We start from the raw sequence: 23,746 nt of genomic DNA on the forward strand, positions 1-23,746 counted from the left end.
GCTTGTGCCGACAAGGTGCAATTTCAAATCATGACCCATTCCAGACCAGAGGGTGCCCCGCAGTCGGGTACTTCATCCGCAGCTTCTTCCTCAGCTTTTTCTGGGGCCGCTTCCGGCAGGTCCTCTCCCGCCCGTTCGAGGCGCACGCGTTCAGGGGGGCGTCGACCGGCGCCGGATGTGGTGCGCGACCTGGCGTTTGATATTCTCTGCGGCGTGGTCGAAGACCGGCGCATGCTTGAAACCACCCTGGAGCGCCACCCGGGCGGCGATGGGCGCGACCGCGCTGCGGCCCACAGGCTGGCAGCCACGGCCCTGCGCCACATGGGCACGATTGGGGAAATCCTGCAGCCCTTCCTGAAACGCGAGCCGCCAGCGCCTGTACGCTGCGCGCTTATCCTGGGGGTTGCGCAGCTGCTCTACCTGGACACGCCGCCCCACGCTGCTGTCGGCACGATCGTGGACCTGCTGCGCCGCCGCGGCTTGGCCCCTTTCACCGGGCTTGCCAATGCGGTGCTGCGCCGGGTGGCGCGTGAAGGGGAAACCCTGCGGGAAGGGCTGGACGAGGCACGGCTGGATGTGCCGCCCTGGCTGTGGAGCGCGTGGGGTTCCCGCGCCCGCGCCATTACGCATGGCTTCTACCGTGAGGCCCCGCTGGACCTGACCCTGCGCCCCGGCGCTGAAGTGCCGCAGGAAGGCACGCTTCTGCCGACCGGCAGCGTGCGCCTGCCCCCTGGCACGCGCATGACGGGTCTGCCAGGTTATGAGGAAGGGCAGTTCTGGGCCCAGGACGCCGCAGCCGCCATGCCGGTGCGGCTGATGGGCGACCTGACCGGCCAGCGCGTGGCTGATCTGTGTGCGGCGCCTGGCGGCAAGACGGCTCAGCTGGCCCATGCCGGGGCTGCCCATGTGACGGCGGTGGAGCGCGAAGCGCCGCGTGCGGCGCGCCTGCGGGAAAATCTTGCCCGGCTGGGCCTTGGAAATGTTGAGGTGGTGGAAGGGGAGGCGCTGTCCTGGAAGCCGCAGCAGCCGCTTGATGCGGTCCTGCTTGACGCGCCGTGCTCGGCCACAGGCACGCTGCGCCGCCATCCCGACGTGCTGTGGAACAAGCGCCCCAGGGATGTGAAGGGCCTGGCTGAAACGCAGGACGCGTTCATTGATGCCGCCCATGAGATGCTCAAGCCCGGCGGGAAACTGCTCTATGCTGTCTGCTCGCTGCAGGATGAGGAAGGACCGGACCGCATCGCCAAAGCGCTTGCCAGCGGGCGCTGGGCGCTGGCGCCCTTCACGCCTGAGGAACTGGCCTCTATGCCCGAAGCGCGGACGCAGGAAGGGTATTTCCGCACCCATCCGGGCCTCTGGGAGGACCGCGGCGGCATGGACGGCTTCTTTGCCGCCCGCCTGGTCAGGAAATGATCCTGCCTGGCATGGAGAGGCCTGAGGATATGGTTGAGGACATGAAAGCGATATGAGCGTGAAAGACATAACGGCCCGCGAGGCCTGGAAGATGCTTGAGCAGGATCCGACCGTGCGGCTGGTGGATGTGCGTCGCCCCCAGGAATGGGAGCGCGTTGGCATGCCTGATCTCACGGCATTGGGCGGCAAAACCCTCTTTCTAACCTGGCCGCAGGAAGGCAGCGCTGAGCAGAAGGCCGCTTTTGCCACGACGCTTGCCAATGCCGTGGCGGACCGGCAGACGCCGCTGCTGTTTCTCTGCCGCGGGGGCGTGCGCTCTCTGGCCGCCGCCCTGGAGTTGCAGAAACTGGGTTACGACCAGGTGTTCAACATCATTGACGGCTTTGAAGGCGCGCCTGGCAGGGGCGAGGGCTGGCGTGCCTCGCTTCCCTACAGGGCGGAGATCTGAAGCTCAGCGTTTCTTCCAGGCGGCGCGCTCGCCAGGTGTCAGCGTCAGGGGCAGGGCACGGCCTTCATGGGCTGAACGCAGGGCGGTCTCCAGCACGTCCATGACAGCCAGCGCCTCCAGAGGCGTCACAGGGGGCAGGGCCTGGGAGCCGGGGCGCAGGGCGGCTGCCAGCTGGGCGTAGAAGCGGCGCTGGTCCCCCTTGCAGACGGGCAGTTCACGGCTGGTAGCCGTGCCGTCGTGAAAGACCGGCGCGTCTGCGTCTTCGCCCCATCCCGGGGCGCCGGGCGTCATACCGGCCAGCAGCTGGGCTTCCTGCTGGTCGGGTTTCTGCTTGACCAGGCTGCCTGCCGTGCCATGCACAACAAAGCGGGGCGAGCCGCCTGCAACGAGCATGCTGGCATGAAGCAGAACGCGCCTTTCGCCGTAGCTGAGCAGCACGTCGGCCCAGTCCTCGACCAGCCCTCCGGGGCGCTGGGTCGCCAGGCTGGCCTGCACGCGGTCAGGCAGGCCGAAGAGCTGCAGCGCCTGGTCGATGAGATGGGGGCCGAGGTCATACCAGATGCCGCCGCCCGGCACGTCGCGCTCCCGCCAGCGGTCGCGCACATGGGGGCGGAAGCGGTCAATGCGGGATTCAAAGGTCCTGACCTCGCCCAGCACGCCGCTTTCCAACGCCTTGCGCACGCTCAGGTAATCGCTGTCCCAGCGCCGGTTATGGAAGACGCAGAGCAGCCGGTCCTCTTCCTCAGCCGTGCGGATCAGCGCGCGGCCTTCCTCCAGGTCGAGGGTGAAGGGCTTGTCGACCACCACATGCTTGCCGCTTCTAAGCGCCGCCTGGGCCAGGGGCGCATGGGTGTCGTTGGGGGTGGCGATGACGATGAGATCAAGCGTCTCATCGCTGAACAGGTCCTCAGGCGTGGGCACCACGGGCACGTCAGGGAAATCAGCGGCAACCTTTTCGGGATGGCGCGAAGAGACAGCGGCCAGTTCCAGCCCGTCAGTAGCGGCGATCAGGGGCCCATGAAAGGTGCGGCCGGCAAACCCGTAGCCCGCCAGCCCCACCCGCAAGGGGCGTTCAGCAGGCAGGGCGGAGGACGTGTTCACCGGATCAGTCATGGCTTTCTCCGCTTTCTCCGCGAGCCTGTTGCGGCCGGGCGGGCTCAGTAGCCGCTGTCAGGTTCCTGGTCGGCCTCATAACCCGGGGTCAGGACGGTCAGCCAGGGATAGCGGCTGTCATAGCTTTGCCCGTTGGCATCGCTGACGCGCCCGGCGCCATCTGTGGGCACGTGGGTGAGGGCCACGGTGTCATCGACATTGCCGCCGACGATGCTCAGCTGGCGGCCGAAGGGCGGACCGTTTTCATTGACGGACACCACGATGCCGCAATGGGCGGGAAAGCCGTAGGGCGTGGGCAGCATGGAATAGGTGATGTTGGCGCTGCGCCCGCGACCGACACAGAGCAGGTCACCCAGCCGCGGCGCATAGGTTGCGGGATTCTGCGCGCCCAGCCCCGGCACGCTGCCGCTGGCAGCCGCGTTGATGTAGGTTGCGTGGTTGGGGGAATAGGCAAAGCGGTCATTGGCGCCGGCCACGCGCATGACATAGGAGATGAACGCTGCCGACCAGGCGTAATTGCCGTCATGCGCGGCATCGAAAAGCTGCCCGTCCGCCGTGGTGCGGCCGGTGTAGCTGGCTTCATTCTCGTAAGGGTCCTGGCCGATCCACCAGTATTCACCCACACGCTGCCACAGCCCCGGCAGGCGCTCGGGCTTCATGGCAGGCGTGCTGGGCTCGGGGCGGTTATGGGGGTCTTCATCAGCCACGGGCGTGCCGAACAGCCGCCATTCACGCAGGGCGATGGCCGCGGCGTCCTGGCGGTTGAAAGGCGTGAAGTTGCGCGTGGCGAAATCAGGCACGCGCTGGCTGTAGCCCACAGCCCCTGTCGCGCCGTTGCTGTACTGCGCCATGGGCGTACGCGCTGGCGCAGCGGCGGGCTGCGGCTGGGGCGTGCAGCCGGGCAGCAGCACCAGGCCGGCCAGTCCGAGCCCAGCAAGTCCCAGCCCCGGCAGTCCTGCGCCCGGCAGGGTTGAGCGGTTGGTGGAAAGGCGGTGGGGCTTGGAAAGGCTGGGGGCCGTCATGCAGCGTTCTCCGGTTGGGCTGCTCTGAGGATACGGGCAGCGGGCTTGAAGTGAGACTTCATTGCAGTTTCTTTAAAGGGTGACTAAGGCGGGGAAAGAGCCCCTTCGTCAAGCCCTGCCTGCCAGCGGAAAGCGGCCTGACAAGCCGGAGCGGCCTCAGGCAGCTTTCTACGCAATACTTACATAGAGAACGGGCGGCTCCGCGGAACCGCACGTTTCAGGACCGGTATGGTCAGGACCCCACACCGGATTTTTATTTTCCCCTGCCTCGCTTCAGGCGACGGGTTGCTTTCAGCGTTCAGCCCTGGCTGCGGTTCGGCGGGGCCATGAAGGTGGGCTCGATGTCGTTGGGGACGTATTTCCGGACGATCTCCTCGACAGCCTGGTTCTCCTGAGGGGTCATCGTCCAGTTGAAAACCTGCGCGACACCGTCGATCTGCTCAGGCTTGCGTGCGCCCCAGAGAGCGATGTCAGGGCCCTGGTCGAGCACCCAGCGAATGGCGAAGGCCATGACCGAGACGCCCCGCTTGTCAGCCAGCGCCTTGATGGCGTCCACCGCGGCGAGATAATTCGCGAAAGCCGGCGCCTGGAACTTCGGGTCACCCGAGCGCAGGTCGGTATCGGGGAAGCGGCTGTCCTTGTTCATCTTGCCGGTCAGCAGGCCACGGCAGATCGGGCCATAGCACAGGACGTCCATGTCATGTTTTTCAGCGTAAGGGATGATCTCGCGCTTGGTGGCCTGCTCGAAGATGTTGAAAGGCGACTGAACGGTGGAAAGCGGCGCTGCCTGCCGGAAGATGTCCATCTGCTCGGGGGAGTAGTTGCTGACCCCCAGGGCGCGGATCTTGCCTTCCTCGTGGAGCTTCTGGAGCTCGCGGGCCGTCTCCTCGATGGGCGTGTTGGCATCAGGCCAGTGGACCTGCTCAAGATCAATGACGTCAACGCGCAGGCGGCGCAGGGAATCCTCCACCTCCTGGCGGATGCGCGCCGGGCTTGAATCGCGCCAGACCTTGCCGTTGTCCCATTTCAGGCCGAGCTTGGTGGCGATATAGGGCTTGTCAGCCACATCGGCTAGCGCACGGCCCACGACTTCCTCCGAATGACCGAAGCCGTAGACAGGCGCGGTATCAATGAGGTTGATGCCTTCCTCAAGCGCGCGGTGGATGGTGCGGATGCCGGCCTCGTCATCGGGCCCGCCCCACATCCAGCCACCGATGGCCCAGGTGCCGAGGGCAACGCGCGTGACGGGCTTGTCGAGCCCCCGGATCATGATCTTATTGGCGTCCATGGGATCTTCCTTTCTGGCTTTCTGGTCTGGCTTTCTGATGTGAGGTCGCCGTCTTGCAAGCGGGGCTTGTGGAGACGGTCAGGGTGGGAAAGCGATAACGTGGTGACCCTTTCGAGTTTGGACCGCCGCGTTCTGAACGCAAGCGGGCGAAGAGATTTTTCTCCCCTCCCGCTTGCGCGACGGCTATGCAGCCGGGTTCAGGACGTGTGAGACTGTGACCTGTCCAGGCGCTTTCACAGAGGGGCTTTCAAGGGGCCCTTTCAAACAGGAGACGGTTTTTCATGACTTCCCCCTCTGCTTCCCCTTCAGAAACTGTCTCTTCAGAAACCTCTGGTGAGAGCGGGGCCCTCGCTTCCGCGGAGGGCAAGGTGCCTGTCACCGTGCTGACGGGATTTCTGGGGGCGGGCAAGACCACGCTGCTCAACCACATCCTGACCGCCGAGCATGGACGGAAATACGCCGTGGTGGTCAATGAGTTCGGCGAGCTCGGGATCGACAATGACCTCGTTGTCGATGCGGATGAGGAAGTGTTCGAGATGAACAACGGTTGCATCTGCTGCACCGTGCGCGGCGATCTGATCCGTGTCATGGGGCGCCTGCTGCGCAAGAAAGACCGTTTTGACGGCATCATCGTCGAGACGACCGGCCTTGCAGACCCCGCCCCGGTGGCCCAGACCTTCTTCGTTGATGAAACGGTCCGCGACAAGGCGCGGCTGGATGCGGTGGTGACGGTCGTGGATGCCGTCAACGGGCTGGAGACGCTCAAGCAGCAGCCTGAAGCGATCAACCAGATCGCCTTTGCCGATGTGATCATCCTCAACAAATGCGATCTCGCAAGTGAAGCGCAGCAGCAGGCGATGTTCCGCGCCATCCGGCAGCTCAACAGCGTGGCCCCTGTGCACAAGGCCGTGCGCGGCGATGTCCGGCTGACCGATGTGCTTGACCGCGGGGGCTTCGACCTCAACCGCGCGCTTGCCAACATGCCGGCCTTTCTCGAGGAGGGGGAAGGCGCGCATCACCACGCCCACGAGCCCCCGCATGATCATGAACACGACCATGACTGTCAGGCCCATGGCTGCACGCAGGACCATGATCACGCCCATGACCATATCAGCGACTCAGGCATCAGCAGCCATTCCTTCACGCTTACCGAGCCGCTGGATGAAAAGCGCTTTCAGGCCTGGATCGGCCTGCTGCTGCAGGAGAAGGGCGCTGACATCCTGCGTGCCAAGGGCATCCTCCATTTCAGGGGAGAGCCGCGACGCTTCGTTTTCCAGGCCGTGCACATGATGGCTGAAGGCGGTTTCCTGCCGCCTGCCAAGGGAGGCGGGAAGGGCGGGGATGAAACGTCACGCCTGGTCTTCATCGGCCGCCATCTCAACGGGGCTGAGCTCCAGCGCGGTTTTGAGCGCTGCGTGGCAGCCTGAAACAATAACAATAAAAGTTCCGCTGGACCGATCAGGACCCATAACCCATGCCCGCCCCATCAATGCCCTCAATGCCTGACACGCCTTCTGCCCCGCCTTCCCTGCTGCAGCACAGAGGGGCGGAGCGGCGTTACGACAGCCCGATCGTTGCTACCGCTGCCAGCCGGGACGGCCAGAGCCTGTGCGCCCTGACCGCCGATGGTGAGGCGGTGCTGGTCAACTGTGAAAAACTGCGCCAGTCTGAGGAATGGCAGGTGGTTGAGCTGCACGAGGGCGGGATCTGCCTGGCCACCGACAGCCAGCCAGGCAGCTTCCTCAGCGGTGGTGAAGACGGGCGGGTCATGCGCCTGCAGGCGGACGGACGCTCTGAAGAGCTGCACAAGGGGCGCGGCTGGGTGGATTGCGTGGCCAGCACGCCGGGCAACATCGCCTTCTCGGTCAAAAAGGACGTCCATCTGTGCAACGCCGCAGGGGATGAGACCCTCAAGGTGCTGCCCCATCCCTCCGCCCTGAGCGGGCTGGCCTTTGACGCCAAGGGGCGCAGGCTGGCGGCTTCCCACTACAATGGCGTCTCGCTCTGGTTCGTGAAATCGCGTGATGCCAAGCCCAGGCTGCTGGAGTGGAAGGGCAGCCATATCGGCCTGATCATCCATCCCAGGGATGAGGCGGTCGTGACCAGCATGCAGGAAAATGAACTGCATGGCTGGCGCTTGCCTGACGGGCACAACATGCGCATGAGCGGTTATCCGCGCCAGGTGCGTTCCATGAGCTTCACGCCCAGGGGGCGGTGGCTTGCGACCTCAGGGGCTGACAGTGCCATCCTGTGGCCGTTCTTCGGCGGCGGCCCGATGGGCAAGCCCCCGGCGGAATTCGCCCGCCTGCCCGGGCTGTTCGTAACCTGCGTGGCCGCCCACCCGCGCGAGGAGATCCTGGCCATCGGCTATGAGGACGGCACGCTCGTCCTCGCTGAAACCGCCGGCCTGCCTGATGACGACACGCCCCGCCTATTGCCCCTGTGCCAGGGCGCGCGCAGTGGCGGGGTCGCGCGTGGCGCCATCTCTACGCTGGCTTTTTCAGCAGGCGGGGAAATGCTGATGTTCGGCACCGAAGAGGGATATGTGGGCGTGCTTGATCTGTCGGCAGGTGCGCAGGCTGCCCCTGCAAGTTCACCTTCTGGTTCAGCGCCGGTCTGAAGGCGCCTGGAGCTGGGGCGTGAGGAGGCGGTATTCCCGTCGCCATGACGGCCGGTCCGGCCGCGGAGGCGGGGGAAGATCGTGCTTGCTGCGGTGCGGGGGCTCAATGTGGATGGAGATGGTCGCCCGCCCCAGCTGCTGGCGCAGGGCGCGTTCGATCCGGTTGCAGATCTCATGCGCCTCGATGACCTGCATGTGTTCCGGCACGACGAGGTGGAAATCCAGAAAAGCTTCGCCGCCGACCTTGCGCATGCGCAGGTCATGGGCTTCGATCGCACCTGCGCCATGGGCCTCGATGGTCTGCCAGACGCGCTCCTTCTCCTGTGGGTCGGGCGCTGCGTCCAGCAGGCTGGGCATGGACTCGCGCACCATGCCGAAGCCGCTCCACAGCACGTTGAGCGCCACCGCGGTGGAAAGCAGCGGGTCAAGCCAGAGCCAGCCGGTCAGCGGGATGGCCGCAACGCCCACAACCAGCGCCACGCTGGCCCAGACATCGCTCATCACATGCGCGCCCGAGGTGATCAGGGCGCGTGAATTGTGCCGCCGCCCGCTCCGCAGCAGGATCTGCGCCCAGACCCAGTTGATGACGCCGGCCGCCCCGTTGAGCGCGACGCCCAGTGCCGCGGTGTGGAGGGGGTGGGGATGGCGCAGGTCATTTGCTGCGATGAACAGGATGACCAAAGCGGTCAGGATGACCAGCGTGCCTTCGATGATCGACCAGAGATATTCCGCCTTGCCGTGGCCGTAGGGATGATCATCGTCAGCGGGGCGGCGCGCCCAGGCGACGGCCCAGAGGGTGCCGAAGGCCGCAATGACGTTCAGCAGGGTCTCCACTGCGTCAGACAGCAGCGCCCCTGAGCCCGTCACGGCATAGGCGCTGTATTTGACCGTCAGCACGACGAGGCTGACGAGAATGGACAGGCGGGCGATCCGGAGGCGCAGGTTCATGGCTCGTGATGTCATGGTTCAGGACTCAGTGGGCCCCGCAGCCGGCGGGGCTGCCTGAAGCGCCGGCTTCATGCGTGTCTGCCAGAGCCGCGCAGTGAGAGGGGGCGTCAGCGCTGTCAGGCGCGCCGGTGGTTTCGATCTGCAGCGTGGGGTGCTGGATGCCGTATTTTTCAGCCAGCATGGCGCGCGCGCGGGCCAGAAGGGCGCTGATCCCCTGAGGGGAGGCGGAATTCATCAGGGCCGGATCAACGTTGAGGTGAACGGTCAGCGCCGTCTCGGTGGTGCTCATGGGCCAGATGTGGAGGTGGTGCAGCCCCCGCACTCCTGACAGGGCGCGCAGCCCTTCCTCCACCTCCAGCGGGTTGATGCCTACAGGCACGCCGTCCAGCGCCAGGCGCAGGGACTGCGTGAGCAGCGACCAGGTGCCCCATACCACAGCCAGGGAGACGAGAATGGACATGATGGGGTCGATGATGTTCCAGCCCGTGAAGGCGATCAGCGCGCCTGCGATAACGACGGCCAGCGCCATGGCCGCGTCAGAAGCCATGTGCAGGAAAGCGCCGCGCATGTTGAGGTCTTCCTTGGCGCCGCGCATGAACAGCAGGGCCGTGAACCCGTTGACCGCGATGCCGACCAGGGCGACCAGGCTGACGGCCTCACCCCCCACCGCTACCGGGTGGAACAGGTGCTGGACCGCCTCCCACAGCAGCGCCCCGGTAACCAGGAGGAGGAAGGTGGCATTGGCCAGCGCGCTGAGAATGGTCGCGCGCTTCAGCCCGTAGGTATAGCGCGGGGTTGGCGCGCGGCGGGCCAGTACCTGCGCCACCCAGGCGGCCACGAGACCCAGAACGTCCGAGAAGTTGTGGCCGGCATCTGCCAGCAGGGAAAGGGAGTGGACCTTAAAGCCCCAGGCGGTCTCAGCCAGGATGTAGAGCGTGTTGAGCGTGATGCCGATGGCAAAGACCCGCCCGAAGGTCGCCGGTGCATGGTGGTGGCCGCCTGCGCCATGTGCGTGAGCATGCCCATGCCCATGCCCATGCCCATGCCCATGCCCATGCCCATGCCCATGCCCAGGAGACGGGGACGCATGCGTGTGGGACGTGGCGTGGGCGGCGCAGGAGCTGTGGTCGGGCATGGAGAACCGGCAGTGGTGGATGAAGGAGAGCGAGCATGAAACAGGGTCTTGGGCTCCCTGCTTATCACGGTTGGGTGAAGGGGGAGAAGCCATGGTGAAGCACATCCGTTGTCCTGAGATCCCCGGGGAACCAAGGCCCTTACTTTTGCTTGCTCCCTTCGGGGCGCGGGCCTTAAAGAAAAAGGATGAACAAGTCTTCACACACGCCTTCCGACAGCCGGCCCGAGCGCCAGGCTGATGAAGCCGCTCTCAAGGCCGCTGCAGTGCCGCCGGATTTTCCGCGTCGCAAGCATCCTGTTTCACGGGCGAAACGCCTTGAAATCCTTTTTGAGCGCCTGTTTTTCAGCACCCGCTGGTTTGTCGCCCCCATTTATGTCGGGCTGATCGGCGCGCTGGTGATCGTGGTGGGCAAGTTCATGCAGATGCTGGTCCATCTGTTGTTCGGCTGCTGGTCGCAGAGCTTCGATGAGGTCTCGGTGCAGGTGCTGGACCTGATCGACCTGGCGCTGCTGGCCAATCTGGTGCTGATCGTCATGTTCGCCGGCTACGAGAATTACGTCTCGCGGCTCGACCTGCGCGAGCACACGGATTTCCCGCGCTGGATGGGCCATGTCACCTTCAGCGACATCAAGATCAAGCTCATGGCCTCCATCGTCGCCATGTCGGCCATTCATCTGCTCTCGGATTTCGTGCGCGTCGATGAGCTGAGCAACCGCGTGCTGGCCTGGAGCCTGGGCATTCACATGGCCTTTGTGGTGTCGGCCGTTCTGATGGCCCTGATGGAGCGGCTGGCCGAATGCCCCGGCTCCAACGCCCAGGCGCAGGAAATCACGGCGCTTGAAGCGGTGGAGGAAGGCTGGATCGCCCCTGAGCGGGCAGAGCCCCGGCGCAGGGAGGGCCACAGGGAAGAGAGCTGGCGGGAAGAAGGCTGGCGTGAGGGAGAAGGCCGGTGATCCGCCTCACCAACATCACCCTGCCGCTCGAGCACGGGCCTGAAGCGCTCAAGGAGGCCGTGCTGAAAAAGCTGGGCGTGCTGCCTGATCAGCTGGTGAGCTGGACGGTTTTCAGGCGCGGCCATGACGCGCGCAAACGCGGCAATATCCAGCTTGTCTATACGGTGGACTGCACTGTCAGTGATGAAGCGGCCTGTCTGAAGGCTCATGAAAAAGACCCCCATATCCGCAAGGCGCCTGACATGCGCTGGCAGCCGCCCCAGGCCACGCTGCCTGCAGGGGGGCCGCGCCCTGTGGTGGTGGGGGCGGGGCCGTGCGGGCTGCTGGCAGCGCTGACTCTGGCCCAGGCGGGACTGAAGCCGATCGTGCTTGAGCGCGGACAGGATGTCAGGACGCGGACTGCTGATACTTTCGCATTGTGGCGCAAATCCGAGTTCACGCCTGAAAGCAATGTGCAGTTCGGCGAGGGAGGAGCAGGCACCTTCTCGGACGGCAAGCTTCATTCGGGTGTGTCGGACCCGCGTTACCTGGGCCGCCACGTGCTGGAGGAATTCGTCAAGGCCGGCGCGCCCGAGGAGATCCTCTACCTCTCAAAGCCCCATATCGGCACTTTCAGGCTTGTCACGGTCGTTCAGTCCCTGCGCGCCCAGATCGAGGCGCTGGGAGGCGAATACCGTTTCGGCACGCGGCTGGACGGTATCTGCACCGAAGGCGAGGGCGCGGAACGCTGTATCACGGCATTGGAGCTCTCAACGCCCGAGGGGCCGGAACGCCTGCCTGCGCGCGACGTGATCCTGGCTGTGGGCCATTCAGCGCGCGATACCTTTGCCATGCTGGACGGCCTGGGTGTCGAGATGAGCACCAAGCCCTTTTCCATCGGTGTGCGGATCGAGCACCCGCAATCGCTGATCGACGAGGCGCGCTTCGGCCCGCAGGCCGGTCATGAGCTGCTGGGGGCTGCCGATTACAAGCTCGTCCACCACGCGGCCACGGGGCGGGGGGTGTATTCCTTCTGCATGTGCCCGGGCGGACAGGTGGTTGCCGCCACTTCGGAGGAAGGGCAGGTCGTCACCAACGGGATGAGCCAGTATTCCCGCGCCGAGCGCAATGCCAACAGCGGCATCGTGGTGGAGGTGAAGCCGGGCGTGGATTTCCCCGACACGCCCATGGACGCCATCGCTTTCCAGCGCCGCTGGGAGCGCGCGGCCTACCAGGCTGGCGGGGGGAACTACCTGGCGCCGGCCCAGCGGGTGGGCGATTTCCTGGCTGGCCGGCCCAGTACAGCGCTGGGCAGTGTCAAGCCCTCCTACACGCCCGGGGTGACGCCAGCTGACCTGGCGACCTGCCTGCCGCCGGTCGTGGTGGAAAGCCTGCGCGAGGCCCTGCAGGTCTTTGCCCGCAAGCTCTCGCCCTTCGCCATGGAAGACGCCGTCATGACCGGGGTGGAGACGCGCACTTCCTCTCCCCTGCGCATCGCCCGTGACGGGGCCGGGCAATCGCCCAACCTGCGGGGGCTGTTTCCGGCCGGGGAAGGCGCCGGCTATGCCGGGGGTATCCTGTCAGCGGGCATTGACGGTATCCGCGCTGCCGAATGGGTGGCGGCGTGCTACCAGCCTGAGGGCGCTGAAACTTCTTCTGAGCCGTCTTCCTCTGCCAGTGGCGGGCGGTAGAGCAGCGTGACTGCAGCCGCCGCACTTGAGCTCAGAACCAGCCCGACGGCGACCAGCGGCAGCGTGGCGGGCGTGCGGCCCAGATAGGGGATGAGCTTGCTGGCCACACCCTGGCCCAGCGAGCCGATGGCATAGCTCAGCCCCATGCCGAAACTGCGCTGCGCTGCCGGGAAACGCTCGGCCAGCCAGTCAGGCACGAGGGCGAAGATGCCTGAAGCGGCCATGCCCATGACAAAGGCGCTGCCCAGCAGCAGCGGCCAGTCAGGCGCGCACAGGAAAGGCCAGATCATGGCTGCACTCAGCCCCAGCGCGCACAGCATGACGCGCGTGTTGCCCAAGCGCGTCGCCACCACGCCGCAGAGCAGCTTGCCCAGGAAAGACCCCACGCAGTAGAGGCTGACCGGCCAGAAAACCTGCTGGGGATCGAGGTGGTGCGTGCCGCGCAGAACGGTGGGATAGAAGGTGTAGATGGCTGCCTTCTGGAATTCCAGAAAGGTCATGAAGAGCACGGCCTGCAGGGCGGATGGCGTCCAGCTCAGGGGGGTGCGGCGCGGTTTTCCTGTAGTTCCGGTCTTAGCCTTCCCCGCCTCAGACCGGTCCTGGCGGACATGGCGCCAGGCCGGGCTTTCGCTGACGCACAGGCGGATGAAGAAGGACAGCAGGGCCGGCAGCAGCCCGATGAAGAACAGCACCCGCCAGCCGTAATGGGGCAGGATGAGCGCCTGGGCTGCTGCGGCCACCAGGTAGCCGAGCTCATAGCCTGACATCATCAGCGCCGAGGCCATGGGGCGCAGGCGCTCGGGCACGGATTCCATCAGCAGGGTGGCTGAAGCCGTCCAGGTCCCGCCGAAGCCGATGCCGCCCATGAACTGCACGACCATGAGCATGAGCAGGGAATGGCTCAGCCCGGTCAGCGCGGTGAAGACGCTGAACCACAGCACGCCCAGCATGAAGGCAGGCTTGCGGCCGAAGCGGTCGGCAAGCCAGCCCCATCCCGCATTGCCCAGGGCGCGCCCGACCGCCTGGGCCATCAGCACGCTGCCCAAGGCTGCCAGCGAGCAGCCGAGGTCATGGGCGATGTCAGGCATCGTGAAAAGCAGGGTCGTCTGGTCGAAGGCGTCGAGGAACCAGCCCAGCAGAGCTGCAAGCGTGACGGGCCAGTAGGGCAGCAGCGCTGAAAAGCCCGGCACGCCAGGGGGGGTGCGGTCATGTGCAGTTCGAACAGGCGCGGTTCGGGGTGAAGGCGGCTGGGGCGGCATAGGCTCTTGGGGGCTCTCGGGCTTTTCATACAGGACTGGAACAGTCTTTTCCTGTTTACAGGGTTTGCCCGCTCAGGAAATCCCCAAAGTTCGGTCCACCTTTTTTCTTGCACGCGCCACGAGGGTTTTTAAGATTGAGACCGAGGAGATTTTGATGATGACTGGCTCAGCCCCTTCAGCCCCGCTTTCAGTTCCCCCTGGCAGCGCGCCGAACAATGCCACTTACGATCCGCTCTTTCAGGCCGCCCTTGACGGGCTGCATGCTGATGGCAGCTACCGATACTTTGCCGAGCTGGAGCGCAAGGCCGGGAATTTCCCCCAGGCCTTCCACCACGGCGCGGGGCGTGACGTGACGGTCTGGTGCTCCAATGACTATCTGGGCATGGGCCAGCACCCCCTTGTGCAGGCGGCCATGCACAAGGCGCTGGATGAAACGGGGGCCGGTGCGGGCGGGACGCGCAATATCTCGGGCACGCATCACTACCATGTCGAGCTGGAAAAGGAGCTTGCGGCCCTGCACGGCAAGGAAAGCGCGCTGCTGTTCAATTCAGGCTATCTCTCCAACTGGGTGACGCTGGGCACGATCGCCGGGCGCCTCAAGGATTGCGTGGTACTGTCAGACGCCCTCAACCATGCCTCCATGATCGAGGGCATCCGTCATTCGCGGGCTGAAAAGCGCATCTTCCGCCACAATGACCTGCAGGACCTTGAGCGCCATCTCAAGGAACTGCCGCCCGATGTGCCCAAGATCATCGCCTTTGAATCGGTCTATTCCATGGATGGCGATATCGCTCCGATCGAGGAGATCTGCGACCTGGCCGATAAATACGGCGCCATGACCTATCTTGATGAGGTCCATGCGGTCGGCATGTATGGCGCCCAGGGCGGCGGCATCGCCCAAGAACGCGGGCTGGAGCACCGGCTGACGGTCATTGAAGGCACGCTGGGCAAGGGGTTCGGCGTGGTGGGGGGGTATATCGCCGCTTCCAGGGCACTGTGCGATTTCGTGCGTTCCTTCGGTTCGGGCTTCATCTTCTCCACCGCCTTGCCGCCCATGATCGCTGCGGGCGTGCTTGCCAGCGTCAGGCACCTGCGCGCCAGCGCAACAGAGCGGGAAGGGCAGAAAAGGGCGGTCGCCTATCTGCGGCGCAGGCTTGATGAAGCCGGGCTGCCCTATATCGACAGCCCCAGCCACATCGTGCCGGTCATGGTGGGGGATGCCAAAACCTGCCGGGCGCTGTCTGATGAACTGCTCACCCGTTTCGGTCACTACCTGCAGCCCATCAATTACCCCACCGTGCCGCGCGGCACCGAGCGGCTGCGCCTGACGCCGGGCCCGCTGCATACCGAGGCGCAGATTGACGATCTGGTCGCAGCCCTGGCCACGCTGTGGCGCGAAAAGGGACTGGCCCTGCGCCCGGCAGCCTGAATGGCGCGCGCAGGAAACAGGCCTGAAGAAAGCGGGGCGCAGGCAGGAACCGGCACAGTGGAAACAGCGGTGCTGCGCGCAGCGACGCGGGCCTTGGGCAGCCAGACCATGGCCTGCCTGAATGCCTATCTTGCCGCTAATCCGGACCAGCTTGCCCATGCCAGCGCTGTCTTTCTCGAGAAGCTGGGCCGGCTGTGGCAGCTGGAGGAGGTGGAAAGTGCCGAGGTCTTCCAGGAGCTGACAGCGCGGGTGGAACTTTCCCACCAGCTCTTTGCACGCGGCATCCGGGCGCGTAAAGGAGAGGGATACCGCTCGACGAAACTGCCCTGAAGCGGTGTGCCGCGGCCGGCAAAGGGCGCATTCGGAAATTGCACGACTTACGGCTGCAGGCAGGGGCGGCAGGGAGAGCGGACATGTCGGACACGACTCAGCTGGGCGCAGGCGGACATCCGGGCGCTGGGTTTCTGGAACATCTTGGCGTGGTGGATATTTCCTTTCTGGTCATCCTGGCGCTTTCCGTGCTGTGGGGCATGGTGCGCGGGTTCTCCAGGGAAACAGGCGGTGTCCTGGTCTGGATCGGGGCGATCTGGGCCGCCTTCCGCATCGGCGACGTGGTCGTGGCCCTGGCCGACAGAACCGTTGCACCCATGTTGCGGGATTCGGCGTTTTTTCACGGCACCCTGCGCTTTGCCGTCTTCCTGGTCAGCCTGATGGTCCTGGGCATCTGCGCCCGGCTGGTTGCGCGCCAGCTGCGCGGCGTACTGTCAGGCGGGGTGGACGCCGTTCTGGGCGCGGTTTTCGGCCTGCTGCGCGGTTATGTGATCCTGGTGCTGGTGTTTCTCGTGCTGGCCTGGGCCGCGCCTGACTGGTTGGCCGATCTCGTCCGCGGCAGCGTGATCGGCCCGTGGATCCTGCGTGGCGTGGCGTTCGTTCAGGGCCATCTGCCCGCCAGCCTGACCCATCAGCTTCAGGCCGGACTGCCCCCTGGCGCCTGAAGCTGAAAACACCCCGCATTTTTCAGAAGCCGGCCTTGAAACCGGATTGGCCAGGGCCCATATAGGCTTCCTGAAGTGACCTTCGTGGCGCGTGCCAAACAGGGTTGCGGTTTACTGTCATCACCCGTTCCTTATTTTTCAATGACATTGGACCAGTGACACAGCGGCGGTGCCGGCTTTCCGGCCGGTATGATGAACGCGGCAGCCCCATGAGATCTCATGGGCTCACCCTGCCGGGGCGTTCATGACAACTGCCTTCGCCGGTCGTTTCCAGCAGGTCGTTTTTCATCATGTCCATGATCGAATCATCAAGCCGCCCTTATGAGGAGTGCGGTGTTTTTGGCGTCTGGGGCGTTCCCGACGCTGCCGCCATGACCGCGCTGGGGCTGCATGCCCTGCAGCACCGCGGGCAGGAGGCGGCAGGAATCGTCAGCTACGACGGCGAAACGTTCCACCAGCACAAGGGTCTGGGCCTGGTGGGCGAGGTCTTTGACGACAGCCGCGTGATGGCGACACTGCCCGGCCATTCCGCCATCGGCCACAACCGTTACGCCACCACCGGCGGCACCCATATCCGCAATGTGCAGCCGCTTTACGCCGATTACGCCTTCGGCGGCATGGCAGTGGCCCATAACGGCAACCTGACCAATGCCGGTACCCTGCGCAAGGCGCTGGTGCAGCGCGGCTGCATCTTCCAGTCGGCAACCGATTCGGAAGTGTTCGTTCACCTGATCGCAATCTCGCTTTACGGCACGGTCGTCGAGCGCCTGATCGATGCGGCCAAGCAGGTGAAAGGCGCTTATTCCCTGGTGGGGCTCACGCCTGACAACGCCCTGATCGGCCTGCGCGACCCGCTGGGCGTGCGTCCGCTCGTGCTGGGCCGCCTGCCCGATTATGACCGCGACCAGAAAAACGGCGGCTGGATCCTGGCAAGCGAGACCTGCGCGCTTGATATCATCGGCGCGGAATATGTCCGTGACGTGGAGCCGGGCGAGATGGTGGTGATCAATGAGGAAGGCCTGCGCTCGATCAGGCCTTTCGGCACCAAGAGCCAGAATTTCTGCGTTTTTGAATATATCTATTTCGCCCGGCCCGATTCCATCCTCGAAGGCGAGCCGGTCTATAAGGCCCGCAAGCGCATCGGCTGCGAGCTGGCGCGCGAAAGCGGGGTGGAGGCTGACGTGGTGGTGCCGGTGCCTGATTCAGGCGTGCCGTCGGCCATCGGCTATGCGGCTGAAAGCGGCATTCCCTTTGAGCTCGGCATCATCCGCAACCATTATGTCGGGCGCACCTTCATCGAGCCGACCGACCAGATCCGCAATCTGGGCGTCAAGATGAAGCATTCGGCCAACCGGGCCGTGCTGCAGGGCAAGCGGGTCATCCTGGTTGACGATTCCATCGTGCGCGGCACCACCTCGCGCAAGATCGTGGACATGGTGCGCGCCGCCGGCGCCACTGAAGTGCACATGCGCATCACCTCGCCGCCGACGAAACATCCCTGCTTCTACGGCATCGACACCCCTGAGGAGAGCAAGCTGCTGGCTGCCACCCACACGCTGGAGCAGATGCGCGAGGCCATCGGGGTCGACAGCCTGGCTTTCGTCAGCCGTGACGGGCTTTACCGCGCCCTGGGCGATGTGGACGCGCGTGAAGCCGGCAACCGCTACTGCGACGCCTGCTTCAGCGGCAAATATCCGATCGAGCTGGTGGACCAGGAAGGCCAGCTGGTGCAGTGACGGCCCTGTCATCCTTGTGCAAGCCGAACCGATCAACCGCTTCTCCCCACCGGAGAAGCGGTTTTTTATTGCCCTATTACCTTGGTGCTTTGGCCTGTCGGTTCCGGGCAGGCCTTATTATTTTCCCTGCCCCTTGGCAGGACGGGCTTTCAGGTTGGGGTGCAGCATCAGCCGGGGCTCAGCCACGCGGTCATAGGCTTCGCCTGTCATGAAGCCCAGCGCCTCCACGCTGTCGCGCGGGCTCATGTGGTGCGCCAGCGCATGATGGGCCACCTGTGCGGCTCGGTCATAGCCGATGACCGGTGAAAGCGCTGTGACCATGATGAGGGAATGGTCCAGCACTGTGCCCAGATGCCCCTCATCAGGCTGGGTGCCTTCCACCAGGAATTTGCGGAAATTCTCCATGCCGTCATGCAGCAGGGTGAGGGACTGCGTGATGTTGTGGATCATCAGCGGTTTATAGGCGTTCATGTCCAGCATGCCGGCGCTGTTGCCCATGCCCACTGCGGTATCATTGGCCATGACCTGCAGGCAGAGCATGGTGAGCGCCTCGGCCTGGGTCGGGTTGACCTTGCCGGGCATGATGGAGGAGCCGGGCTCGTTTTCGGGCAGGTGCAGCTCGCCCAAGCCCGCACGCGGCCCGCAGGCAAGCAGGCGGATGTCGTTTGCAATCTTGTTGAGGCTGGCTGCTAGGCCGCGCAGGGCGGCTGAGAAAGCCACCAGCGTGTCGTGGGCGCCCATGAGGGCGAATTTATTGCCGGCATGGGTGAAGTTCCCGCCGCTCAGGCGGGCCAGCGCTGCGCAGGCCAGGCGGTCGAAACCGGGTGCGGTGTTGACGCCGGTGCCAAGGGCCGTGCCGCCGAGAGGCAGCGCCAGCAGCCCGTCGCGCGCAGCCTCGATCCTGGGAATGTGTTCAGCCAGCATGCCGGCGTAGCCCTCCCATTCCTGCCCCAGCGTGATGGGGACGGCATCCTGCAGATGCGTGCGCCCGACCTTGACGATATCGCGCCATTGGTCGGCCTTGCGCTGCAGGGAGGCCTGCAGGGCGCGCAGGGCCGGCAGCAGGTGGCGGTCGGCAGCCAGCACGGTTGCGACATGCATCGCCGCGGGAAAGGTGTCGTTGGTGGATTGCGACATGTTGACGTCGTCATTGGGGTGCAGCGGCTTCTTGCTGCCCAGGGGCTCGCCGCTCAGCTGGCTGGCCCGGTTGGCGATGACCTCATTGACATTCATGTTGAACTGCGTGCCCGAGCCCGTCATCCAGACATGGACGGGAAACATGTCGTTGAACTTTCCGCTTGCAAGCTCGCCGCAGACCCGGGCGATCAGGTCGCGCTTTGCGGCAGGCAGTCGGCCCTGGGCGGCATTGGCCTCGGCACAGGCCTGCTTGACCAGCGCGTAAGCCTCGATCATCTCGCGCGGCATGAGGTCATGGCCGATTGTGAAGAATTCAAGCGAGCGCTGCGTCTGCGCCCCCCACAGAGCGTCAGCGGGGACCTCCACCGCCCCCATGCTGTCGGCTTCCCGTCGGGTCCGGGCGGCTGTGGCTTGCTGAGCTTCTGCGCTGCGGGCAGGGAAGGGGGCGGGAGCGTCGGTGGGGTCGGTCATGGCAGGGCCTTGGGGCAGGAGAGGCGGGAACAGGGTCGCTTCAGGCGTCACGCAGCTTGGTAAGGGCGGTAGACCGGCGCCCAGTGCATCCGGGTCAGGCGGATCTCCAGCTCTTCAGCGGTGAAGGGCGGGCAGAGTTTTTCCTCCTGCGCCTGCATCGCCACAGCGCGGGCGACGGCCTGGGCGACCTGGGGCAGTTCGGTCACGGGCGGAAGCATGTTGAGCCCGCCCTGCAGAAGCGGGGCCTGGGCCGCCACGGCCCGGGCTGCCGCCTGCAGCATGCCGTCACTGACCGCCCGGGCCTGGCAGGCAAGCACGCCCAGGCCCAGGCCCGGGAAGATATAAGCGTTGTTGGTCTGGTCCACCGTCATGGTGAGATCGCCATGGGTGACGGGCGGGAAGGGGCTGCCGGTGCTGACCAGGGCGCGCCCGTCGGTCCAGCGGCAGAGATCGGCCGGGGTGGCTTCGGCAAGGTGGGTCGGGTTGGAGAGGGGGAAGACCATGGGGCGCTCGCAGTGGCGCGCCATGGTGCGGATGATCTCCTCGGTGAAAAGCCCCGCCTGGCCGGAGACACCGATGAGAATGGTGGGGTGAATGCGCGCCACCACGCTCGCCAGGTCGCGCCCGGCGTCAGTGCGGGCCAGATCGGTGCGCGCCAGCCTGGCCTGGGCCGGGGTCAGGTTCTGCATGTCAGCGGTGAGCAGGCCCGGGCGGTCGATCAGGTAGAAGCGGTCACGCGCAGCCTCGGGGGTGAGGCCCTCATCCTCCATGACCTGCTCGAGCAGCAGGGCGATCCCGCAGCCCGCAGACCCGCCGCCTGCGATGACGATGCGCTGCTGCGCCAGGGTCTCTCCCCGCGCCCTGACCCCTGCCAGAATGGCGGCCAGGGCGACGGAAGCTGTGCCCTGGATGTCGTCATTGAAGCTCGGCAGCCGGTCCCGGTAACGCTCCAGCAGAAAGGGTGCGGTGCGGTTGGCGAAGTCCTCCCAGTGCAGCAGTGCGCCGGGCCAGAGATCCTGCACGGCCCTGACGAATTCCTCCACAAACGCGTCATACGCTTCCCCGCGCAGCCGCTTGCGCCGCAGGCCGATATAGGCGGGCTCATCCAGCAGGGCCTGGTTGTCGGTGCCGACATCCAGCAGGACAGGCAGCAGCTGGGCCGGATCCAGATTGGCGCAGGCCGTGTAAAGCGCAAGCTTGCCGATGGGGATGCCCATGCCGTTGGCCCCGAGATCGCCAAGGCCCAGGATCCGCTCGCCGTCAGTGACGATGATCAGGCGGATATCAGCCCCCTTGCCAGCGACGGCCTCCAGCTGAGCGGCCAGCGCGCCCTTGTGCTCGGCACTGAGGAAAACACCGCGCGGCCTTTCCCAGAGCCTGGAGAAATTCAGGCAGCCCTCGCCCACGCCAGGGGTGTAGACGATCGGCAGGGCGGCAGGCAGATGGGCGCTCAGAACAGCGTAGAACAGCGTCTCATTGTCATCCTGCAGCTGGCGCAGGCGGACATGCCTGCCAAGGAGCGTCTCCTGCGCCTCCACCCCGGCCCAGGCCAGGGCCACCTGCTCTTCCAGGGTCCGTTCCCCGACCGGCAGCAGCCCGTTCAGTCCGAATGTGCGCCGCTCTTCCACCGGGAAGGCCAGGCCCTTGTTGAGACGGGGGTCTGCCAGCAGGGCCTGGCCGCGCAGGGAGACGGGAACAGGGGGGACGGCGGAAGCGGACAAGGCACTCTCCTGAAAACGGATCCTGTAAAAACGGCAGTTGCAGCTCCGGCGATACCCTAACAGGCTGCCGCGCTGACCGGAACCGGCCGCGTTATGTCCCCCACGTCACGCCCCTTGGGCGCTTCAGGTTGGCGTCAGGTCTTGAGCCAGCGCGCGCTGCTGAAGCGGAACAGGGCTGCCAGCACGCCCATCGCAGCGCCTGCCGCACAAGTGATTCCCAGCCAGAACCAGTGTGCGCCTCCCGTCACAGCCCAGACAGCCAGGGGCAAGGCCAGCGCGCCTGCCAGAGCGCAGAAAGCCGTCTCATACAGGGTGGGGCCGAAATGCTTCTCCGCCCCACAGGCAGGGCAACGCAGCGCGGTGTTGCGGATCTCTGCGCCGCAATGGGGGCAGGGCAGGAAGCTGATCTCGGCCCGGGGCTGCGGCGGGCCCGGATATTTGGCAGGCGGGCGCATCAGCGGGGGCTTTTGGTGACCGGTGGCTCAGGGGCAGGCGGGTTGGGCGCAGCACCCCCCGCTTCATCAAGGGCGTGCTCGCCTGTGGCGATGCGGGCTTCAACGGCCAGTCGCCACGGCGCGTCAGCAGGGGCTGCGTCCAGCGCGCGGTGGTAGAGCGCCAGTGCTTCAGGCGTGACGGTGCCGGCATCGCGCGTCAGCAGCTCAGCGATCTGCAGCGCAAGCTCAGGCGTGAAGTGAAGTTCCAGGGCCTGCTGCCAGTCATGGATGGTCTGCCGGTCCAGCCCGCTCTGTTGCTCAAGCAGGCCCAGCCGCACCAGAACCCGCGCGCGCGCCGGGTCCTGCGGGGCAAGAGCGTCCAGTTCGCGCTGCAGCGCCTCAAACCGGGCCTGGGGCAGGCTGGCCAGGGCAGGCTGGGCGGGTTGGGGGCCGTAAAGCGGGCGGCCATTGAGGGCATAGAGGAAAAAGCCCAGGCAGGGGATGAGGAGCAGGCTGTAAACCCCGATTATCCAGGCCCAGCGCCGGCTCGGGGTTTCCTGAGGGGCCAGCGTCCCGCAGGCCGGGTCGTTTTCAATCCGGGCGCGCCGGTCGCGGTGGAAGGCGGCAACGGTCGTGTCGTCCTCAAAGCCGGATTCGGCGTGTCTGGGGGCGGCCGGCCCCAGCCCCGGCTTGAGGTCCTGTTGGGTAAGCCGCATATACCGCCGCCCCTGCCAGAGGCACAGGAGCACGGGCAGGCCGGCCAGCAGGGCGAGGAGGAGAAAGGACAGCAGGATCATCAAACAGGGGTGTTTCCGCAAACAGACCAGCCGGGACGGGCGCGTCTTGGGCGCAGGAGTTCAGTCGTCGTCACCCTGCTCCGCCAAGGGGTCGAGCGTAGGGGGTTCTGCCGGGCGGGTCCAGAAGCGCCGGGCCAGAAAGAGCCCGCCCATCAGCGCCAGCAGGGGGGTGGCCCACAGCAGGGCCGTCAGGCGCGAAAAGGGCGGGGTCAGGCGGATGAAGTCCCCGTAGCGCGCCTGCATCCAGGCCATGATCTGCTTTTCACTGCGCCCCTCGCGCAGCTGCTCGCGCACGGCGCGGCGCAGGTCGCGCGCCAGGGGGGCCTCGCTCTCCTCGATGCTCTCATTCTGGCAGACCAGGCAGCGCAGCTGCGCGCCGATGCGCTCGGCCTCGCTCTCCAGCCGGGGGTCAGCCAGGAGCTCCTGCGGCTCGGTCACGGCCAGGGCGATTGGCGCGACGGGCCAGCAGGGCAGGCCGGCCAGCAGGGCGAGAAGGAAAAAGGACAGCAGTGCTGAAGACCGGAAGTTTTTCATGCGCTTCACCACCGCCCTTCCTTCCGTGCCTGCATGAGCAGGGGCAGGATCTCACGCCTGAAGGTGGCTTCATCGAGCGCGGACGTGCCGTGCCACAGGATCTGCCCGCCCGGCATGACGAGAAAGCTTTCAGGCACGCCGGTCACGCCCCATTCGACCGCCGCGCGCCCGTCTGGGTCTGTGGCCAGCCGGGCATAAGGCTGGCCGTTGCGGCGTACGAAGGCGGCCACCCGCGGCACGCGGTCCTTGTAGGCGATGCCCCAGACCGGCAGCACCTGGCTGATCGCCTTCAGCTGGCTCATTTCCGCCACGCAGGGAATGCACCACGAAGCCATGAAATTGACTAGAACCGGTCCCGTCTGCCCCTGCAACGCCGCTGCATCAATGCCGGTATCAATGCCGGTGCCCGCGCCCTGAACCGTGGGCGTGCCTGAAAGGGGAATCCCGGCCAGGGCGGGAAAGGAGGGCACATCCTTGCCGAGCTGGGGCGTCATGACGGCATGGGGGTCGAACTGCCCGTTATGCAGGCCGTGCAGCATGCGCCAGAAGCCGCTGCCCAGCAGCAGAAATGCCAGAACGGGAAGCAGCGCCAGCAGGTGCCGCCGCCCCAGGGGACCGCGCAT

The 23,746-nt window shown here is 65.7% G+C and carries 22 protein-coding genes; 10 read left to right on the forward strand and 12 right to left on the reverse strand.

What is annotated here, in order from left to right:
* Positions 1–30 precede the first annotated feature (30 nt).
* A complete protein-coding gene (locus E3E11_RS05975; protein ID WP_141451592.1) occupies positions 31–1,413 on the forward strand; it encodes an RsmB/NOP family class I SAM-dependent RNA methyltransferase in 1,383 nt (460 codons plus the stop codon).
* A 52-nt stretch (positions 1,414–1,465) separates the two neighbouring features.
* On the forward strand, positions 1,466–1,861 hold the full coding sequence (locus E3E11_RS05980; RefSeq protein ID WP_141451593.1) for a rhodanese-like domain-containing protein: 396 nt from the start codon (positions 1,466–1,468) through the stop codon (positions 1,859–1,861).
* Positions 1,862–1,864: 3 nt separating this feature from the next.
* On the opposite strand, the gene E3E11_RS05985 is transcribed toward E3E11_RS05980, so the two are convergent.
* From E3E11_RS05985 to E3E11_RS05995, 3 genes are all read right to left on the reverse strand, one after another.
* Positions 1,865–2,974 (reverse strand): oxidoreductase, encoded by a 1,110-nt coding sequence (locus E3E11_RS05985; protein WP_195804963.1) that lies wholly within the window; start codon positions 2,972–2,974, stop codon positions 1,865–1,867.
* Between the two features lie 44 nt (positions 2,975–3,018).
* Entirely contained in the window at positions 3,019–3,996 is a 978-nt protein-coding gene (locus E3E11_RS05990) for a DUF2272 domain-containing protein (protein ID WP_141451594.1), read from the reverse strand.
* A gap of 298 nt (positions 3,997–4,294) precedes the next feature.
* Entirely contained in the window at positions 4,295–5,284 is a 990-nt protein-coding gene (locus E3E11_RS05995; RefSeq protein ID WP_141451595.1) for an aldo/keto reductase, read from the reverse strand.
* Positions 5,285–5,565: 281 nt separating this feature from the next.
* Here E3E11_RS05995 and E3E11_RS06000 point away from each other — a divergent pair, with 281 nt between their 5' ends.
* Positions 5,566–6,711 carry a CobW family GTP-binding protein gene (locus E3E11_RS06000; RefSeq protein ID WP_141451596.1) on the forward strand — a complete coding sequence of 382 codons (1,146 nt, stop codon included), beginning with the start codon at positions 5,566–5,568 and terminating at the stop codon, positions 6,709–6,711.
* Between the two features lie 47 nt (positions 6,712–6,758).
* Entirely contained in the window at positions 6,759–7,904 is a 1,146-nt protein-coding gene (locus E3E11_RS06005; protein WP_231118861.1) for a WD40 repeat domain-containing protein, read from the forward strand.
* Here E3E11_RS06005 and E3E11_RS06010 read toward each other — a convergent pair.
* Positions 7,890–8,867: a cation diffusion facilitator family transporter gene (locus E3E11_RS06010; protein ID WP_141451597.1), complete on the reverse strand. Its 978-nt coding sequence runs from the start codon at positions 8,865–8,867 to the stop codon at positions 7,890–7,892. The genes E3E11_RS06005 and E3E11_RS06010 overlap by 15 nt on opposite strands.
* 10 nt (positions 8,868–8,877) lie before the next feature.
* Positions 8,878–10,080 carry a cation diffusion facilitator family transporter gene (locus tag E3E11_RS06015; RefSeq protein WP_231118862.1) on the reverse strand — a complete coding sequence of 401 codons (1,203 nt, stop codon included), beginning with the start codon at positions 10,078–10,080 and terminating at the stop codon, positions 8,878–8,880.
* 92 nt (positions 10,081–10,172) lie between these two features.
* Here E3E11_RS06015 and E3E11_RS06020 point away from each other — a divergent pair, with 92 nt between their 5' ends.
* Complete coding sequence (locus tag E3E11_RS06020; RefSeq protein ID WP_141451598.1) at positions 10,173–10,940, forward strand: TIGR00645 family protein; 768 nt, start codon at positions 10,173–10,175, stop codon at positions 10,938–10,940.
* Positions 10,937–12,610, forward strand: coding sequence for an NAD(P)/FAD-dependent oxidoreductase (locus tag E3E11_RS06025; protein WP_141451599.1), 1,674 nt, complete (start codon positions 10,937–10,939; stop codon positions 12,608–12,610). The genes E3E11_RS06020 and E3E11_RS06025 overlap by 4 nt, the downstream gene beginning before the upstream one ends.
* Here E3E11_RS06025 and E3E11_RS06030 read toward each other — a convergent pair.
* Positions 12,547–13,869, reverse strand: a complete 1,323-nt coding sequence (locus E3E11_RS06030) for an MFS transporter (protein WP_141451600.1) — start codon at positions 13,867–13,869, stop codon at positions 12,547–12,549. The two genes, E3E11_RS06025 and E3E11_RS06030, sit on opposite strands and share 64 nt — an antisense overlap.
* Positions 13,870–14,026: 157 nt before the next feature.
* Here E3E11_RS06030 and hemA point away from each other — a divergent pair, with 157 nt between their 5' ends.
* The 4 genes from hemA to purF all read left to right on the forward strand — a co-directional run bounded on the left by hemA (position 14,027) and on the right by purF (position 18,029).
* Positions 14,027–15,298 carry a 5-aminolevulinate synthase gene (gene hemA / locus E3E11_RS06035; RefSeq protein ID WP_141452185.1) on the forward strand — a complete coding sequence of 424 codons (1,272 nt, stop codon included), beginning with the start codon at positions 14,027–14,029 and terminating at the stop codon, positions 15,296–15,298.
* Positions 15,299–15,628 carry a hypothetical protein gene (locus tag E3E11_RS06040; protein ID WP_141451601.1) on the forward strand — a complete coding sequence of 110 codons (330 nt, stop codon included), beginning with the start codon at positions 15,299–15,301 and terminating at the stop codon, positions 15,626–15,628. It begins immediately after the preceding gene.
* An 83-nt stretch (positions 15,629–15,711) separates the two neighbouring features.
* Positions 15,712–16,293 carry a CvpA family protein gene (locus E3E11_RS06045; protein ID WP_141451602.1) on the forward strand — a complete coding sequence of 194 codons (582 nt, stop codon included), beginning with the start codon at positions 15,712–15,714 and terminating at the stop codon, positions 16,291–16,293.
* Positions 16,294–16,583: 290 nt separating this feature from the next.
* Positions 16,584–18,029 (forward strand): amidophosphoribosyltransferase, encoded by a 1,446-nt coding sequence (gene purF / locus E3E11_RS06050; RefSeq protein WP_141451603.1) that lies wholly within the window; start codon positions 16,584–16,586, stop codon positions 18,027–18,029.
* A 117-nt stretch (positions 18,030–18,146) separates the two neighbouring features.
* Here the strand turns inward: purF and E3E11_RS06055 are convergent, their stop codons facing one another.
* From E3E11_RS06055 to E3E11_RS06080, 6 genes are all read right to left on the reverse strand, one after another.
* Positions 18,147–19,541 (reverse strand): class II fumarate hydratase, encoded by a 1,395-nt coding sequence (locus E3E11_RS06055; RefSeq protein ID WP_231119040.1) that lies wholly within the window; start codon positions 19,539–19,541, stop codon positions 18,147–18,149.
* A gap of 143 nt (positions 19,542–19,684) precedes the next feature.
* Positions 19,685–21,358, reverse strand: a complete 1,674-nt coding sequence (locus E3E11_RS06060) for an NAD-dependent malic enzyme (protein ID WP_141451604.1) — start codon at positions 21,356–21,358, stop codon at positions 19,685–19,687.
* Positions 21,359–21,492: 134 nt separating this feature from the next.
* The gene (locus tag E3E11_RS06065; protein ID WP_141451605.1) at positions 21,493–21,813 is read right to left on the reverse strand and encodes a zinc ribbon domain-containing protein; all 321 of its coding nucleotides are present in this window, start codon (positions 21,811–21,813) and stop codon (positions 21,493–21,495) included.
* Complete coding sequence (locus E3E11_RS06070) at positions 21,813–22,589, reverse strand: hypothetical protein (RefSeq protein ID WP_141451606.1); 777 nt, start codon at positions 22,587–22,589, stop codon at positions 21,813–21,815. Before E3E11_RS06070 ends, E3E11_RS06065 begins: the two co-directional genes overlap by 1 nt.
* Before the next feature lie 60 nt (positions 22,590–22,649).
* Positions 22,650–23,123 (reverse strand): cytochrome c-type biogenesis protein, encoded by a 474-nt coding sequence (locus tag E3E11_RS06075; protein WP_141452187.1) that lies wholly within the window; start codon positions 23,121–23,123, stop codon positions 22,650–22,652.
* A gap of 5 nt (positions 23,124–23,128) precedes the next feature.
* Positions 23,129–23,746, reverse strand: coding sequence for a redoxin domain-containing protein (locus tag E3E11_RS06080; protein ID WP_195804964.1), 618 nt, complete (start codon positions 23,744–23,746; stop codon positions 23,129–23,131).

This window comes from Oecophyllibacter saccharovorans (assembly GCF_006542375.1).
GTDB classification, from domain to species: Bacteria; Pseudomonadota; Alphaproteobacteria; order Acetobacterales; family Acetobacteraceae; genus Oecophyllibacter; species Oecophyllibacter saccharovorans.

Excerpts from the sequence above, each read along its gene's own strand:
- hemA (WP_141452185.1), top strand. The coding sequence starts at position 14,027 with ATGACTGGCTCAGCCCCTTCAGCCCCGCTTTCAGTTCCCCCTGGCAGC.
- E3E11_RS06040 (WP_141451601.1), top strand. The coding sequence starts at position 15,299 with ATGGCGCGCGCAGGAAACAGGCCTGAAGAAAGCGGGGCGCAGGCAGGA.
- purF (WP_141451603.1), top strand. The coding sequence starts at position 16,584 with ATGTCCATGATCGAATCATCAAGCCGCCCTTATGAGGAGTGCGGTGTT.
- E3E11_RS06080 (WP_195804964.1), bottom strand. The coding sequence starts at position 23,746 with ATGCGCGGTCCCCTGGGGCGGCGGCACCTGCTGGCGCTGCTTCCCGTT.
- E3E11_RS06020 (WP_141451598.1), top strand. The coding sequence starts at position 10,173 with ATGAACAAGTCTTCACACACGCCTTCCGACAGCCGGCCCGAGCGCCAG.
- E3E11_RS06045 (WP_141451602.1), top strand. The coding sequence starts at position 15,712 with ATGTCGGACACGACTCAGCTGGGCGCAGGCGGACATCCGGGCGCTGGG.
- E3E11_RS05990 (WP_141451594.1), bottom strand. The coding sequence starts at position 3,996 with ATGACGGCCCCCAGCCTTTCCAAGCCCCACCGCCTTTCCACCAACCGC.
- E3E11_RS06070 (WP_141451606.1), bottom strand. The coding sequence starts at position 22,589 with ATGATCCTGCTGTCCTTTCTCCTCCTCGCCCTGCTGGCCGGCCTGCCC.
- E3E11_RS05975 (WP_141451592.1), top strand. The coding sequence starts at position 31 with ATGACCCATTCCAGACCAGAGGGTGCCCCGCAGTCGGGTACTTCATCC.
- E3E11_RS06075 (WP_141452187.1), bottom strand. The coding sequence starts at position 23,123 with ATGAAAAACTTCCGGTCTTCAGCACTGCTGTCCTTTTTCCTTCTCGCC.
- E3E11_RS05985 (WP_195804963.1), bottom strand. The coding sequence starts at position 2,974 with ATGACTGATCCGGTGAACACGTCCTCCGCCCTGCCTGCTGAACGCCCC.
- E3E11_RS06000 (WP_141451596.1), top strand. The coding sequence starts at position 5,566 with ATGACTTCCCCCTCTGCTTCCCCTTCAGAAACTGTCTCTTCAGAAACC.
- E3E11_RS06055 (WP_231119040.1), bottom strand. The coding sequence starts at position 19,541 with ATGGGGGCGGTGGAGGTCCCCGCTGACGCTCTGTGGGGGGCGCAGACG.
- E3E11_RS05995 (WP_141451595.1), bottom strand. The coding sequence starts at position 5,284 with ATGGACGCCAATAAGATCATGATCCGGGGGCTCGACAAGCCCGTCACG.
- E3E11_RS06010 (WP_141451597.1), bottom strand. The coding sequence starts at position 8,867 with ATGACATCACGAGCCATGAACCTGCGCCTCCGGATCGCCCGCCTGTCC.
- E3E11_RS05980 (WP_141451593.1), top strand. The coding sequence starts at position 1,466 with ATGAGCGTGAAAGACATAACGGCCCGCGAGGCCTGGAAGATGCTTGAG.
- E3E11_RS06065 (WP_141451605.1), bottom strand. The coding sequence starts at position 21,813 with ATGCGCCCGCCTGCCAAATATCCGGGCCCGCCGCAGCCCCGGGCCGAG.
- E3E11_RS06005 (WP_231118861.1), top strand. The coding sequence starts at position 6,759 with ATGCCCGCCCCATCAATGCCCTCAATGCCTGACACGCCTTCTGCCCCG.
- E3E11_RS06015 (WP_231118862.1), bottom strand. The coding sequence starts at position 10,080 with ATGGCTTCTCCCCCTTCACCCAACCGTGATAAGCAGGGAGCCCAAGAC.
- E3E11_RS06030 (WP_141451600.1), bottom strand. The coding sequence starts at position 13,869 with ATGCCGCCCCAGCCGCCTTCACCCCGAACCGCGCCTGTTCGAACTGCA.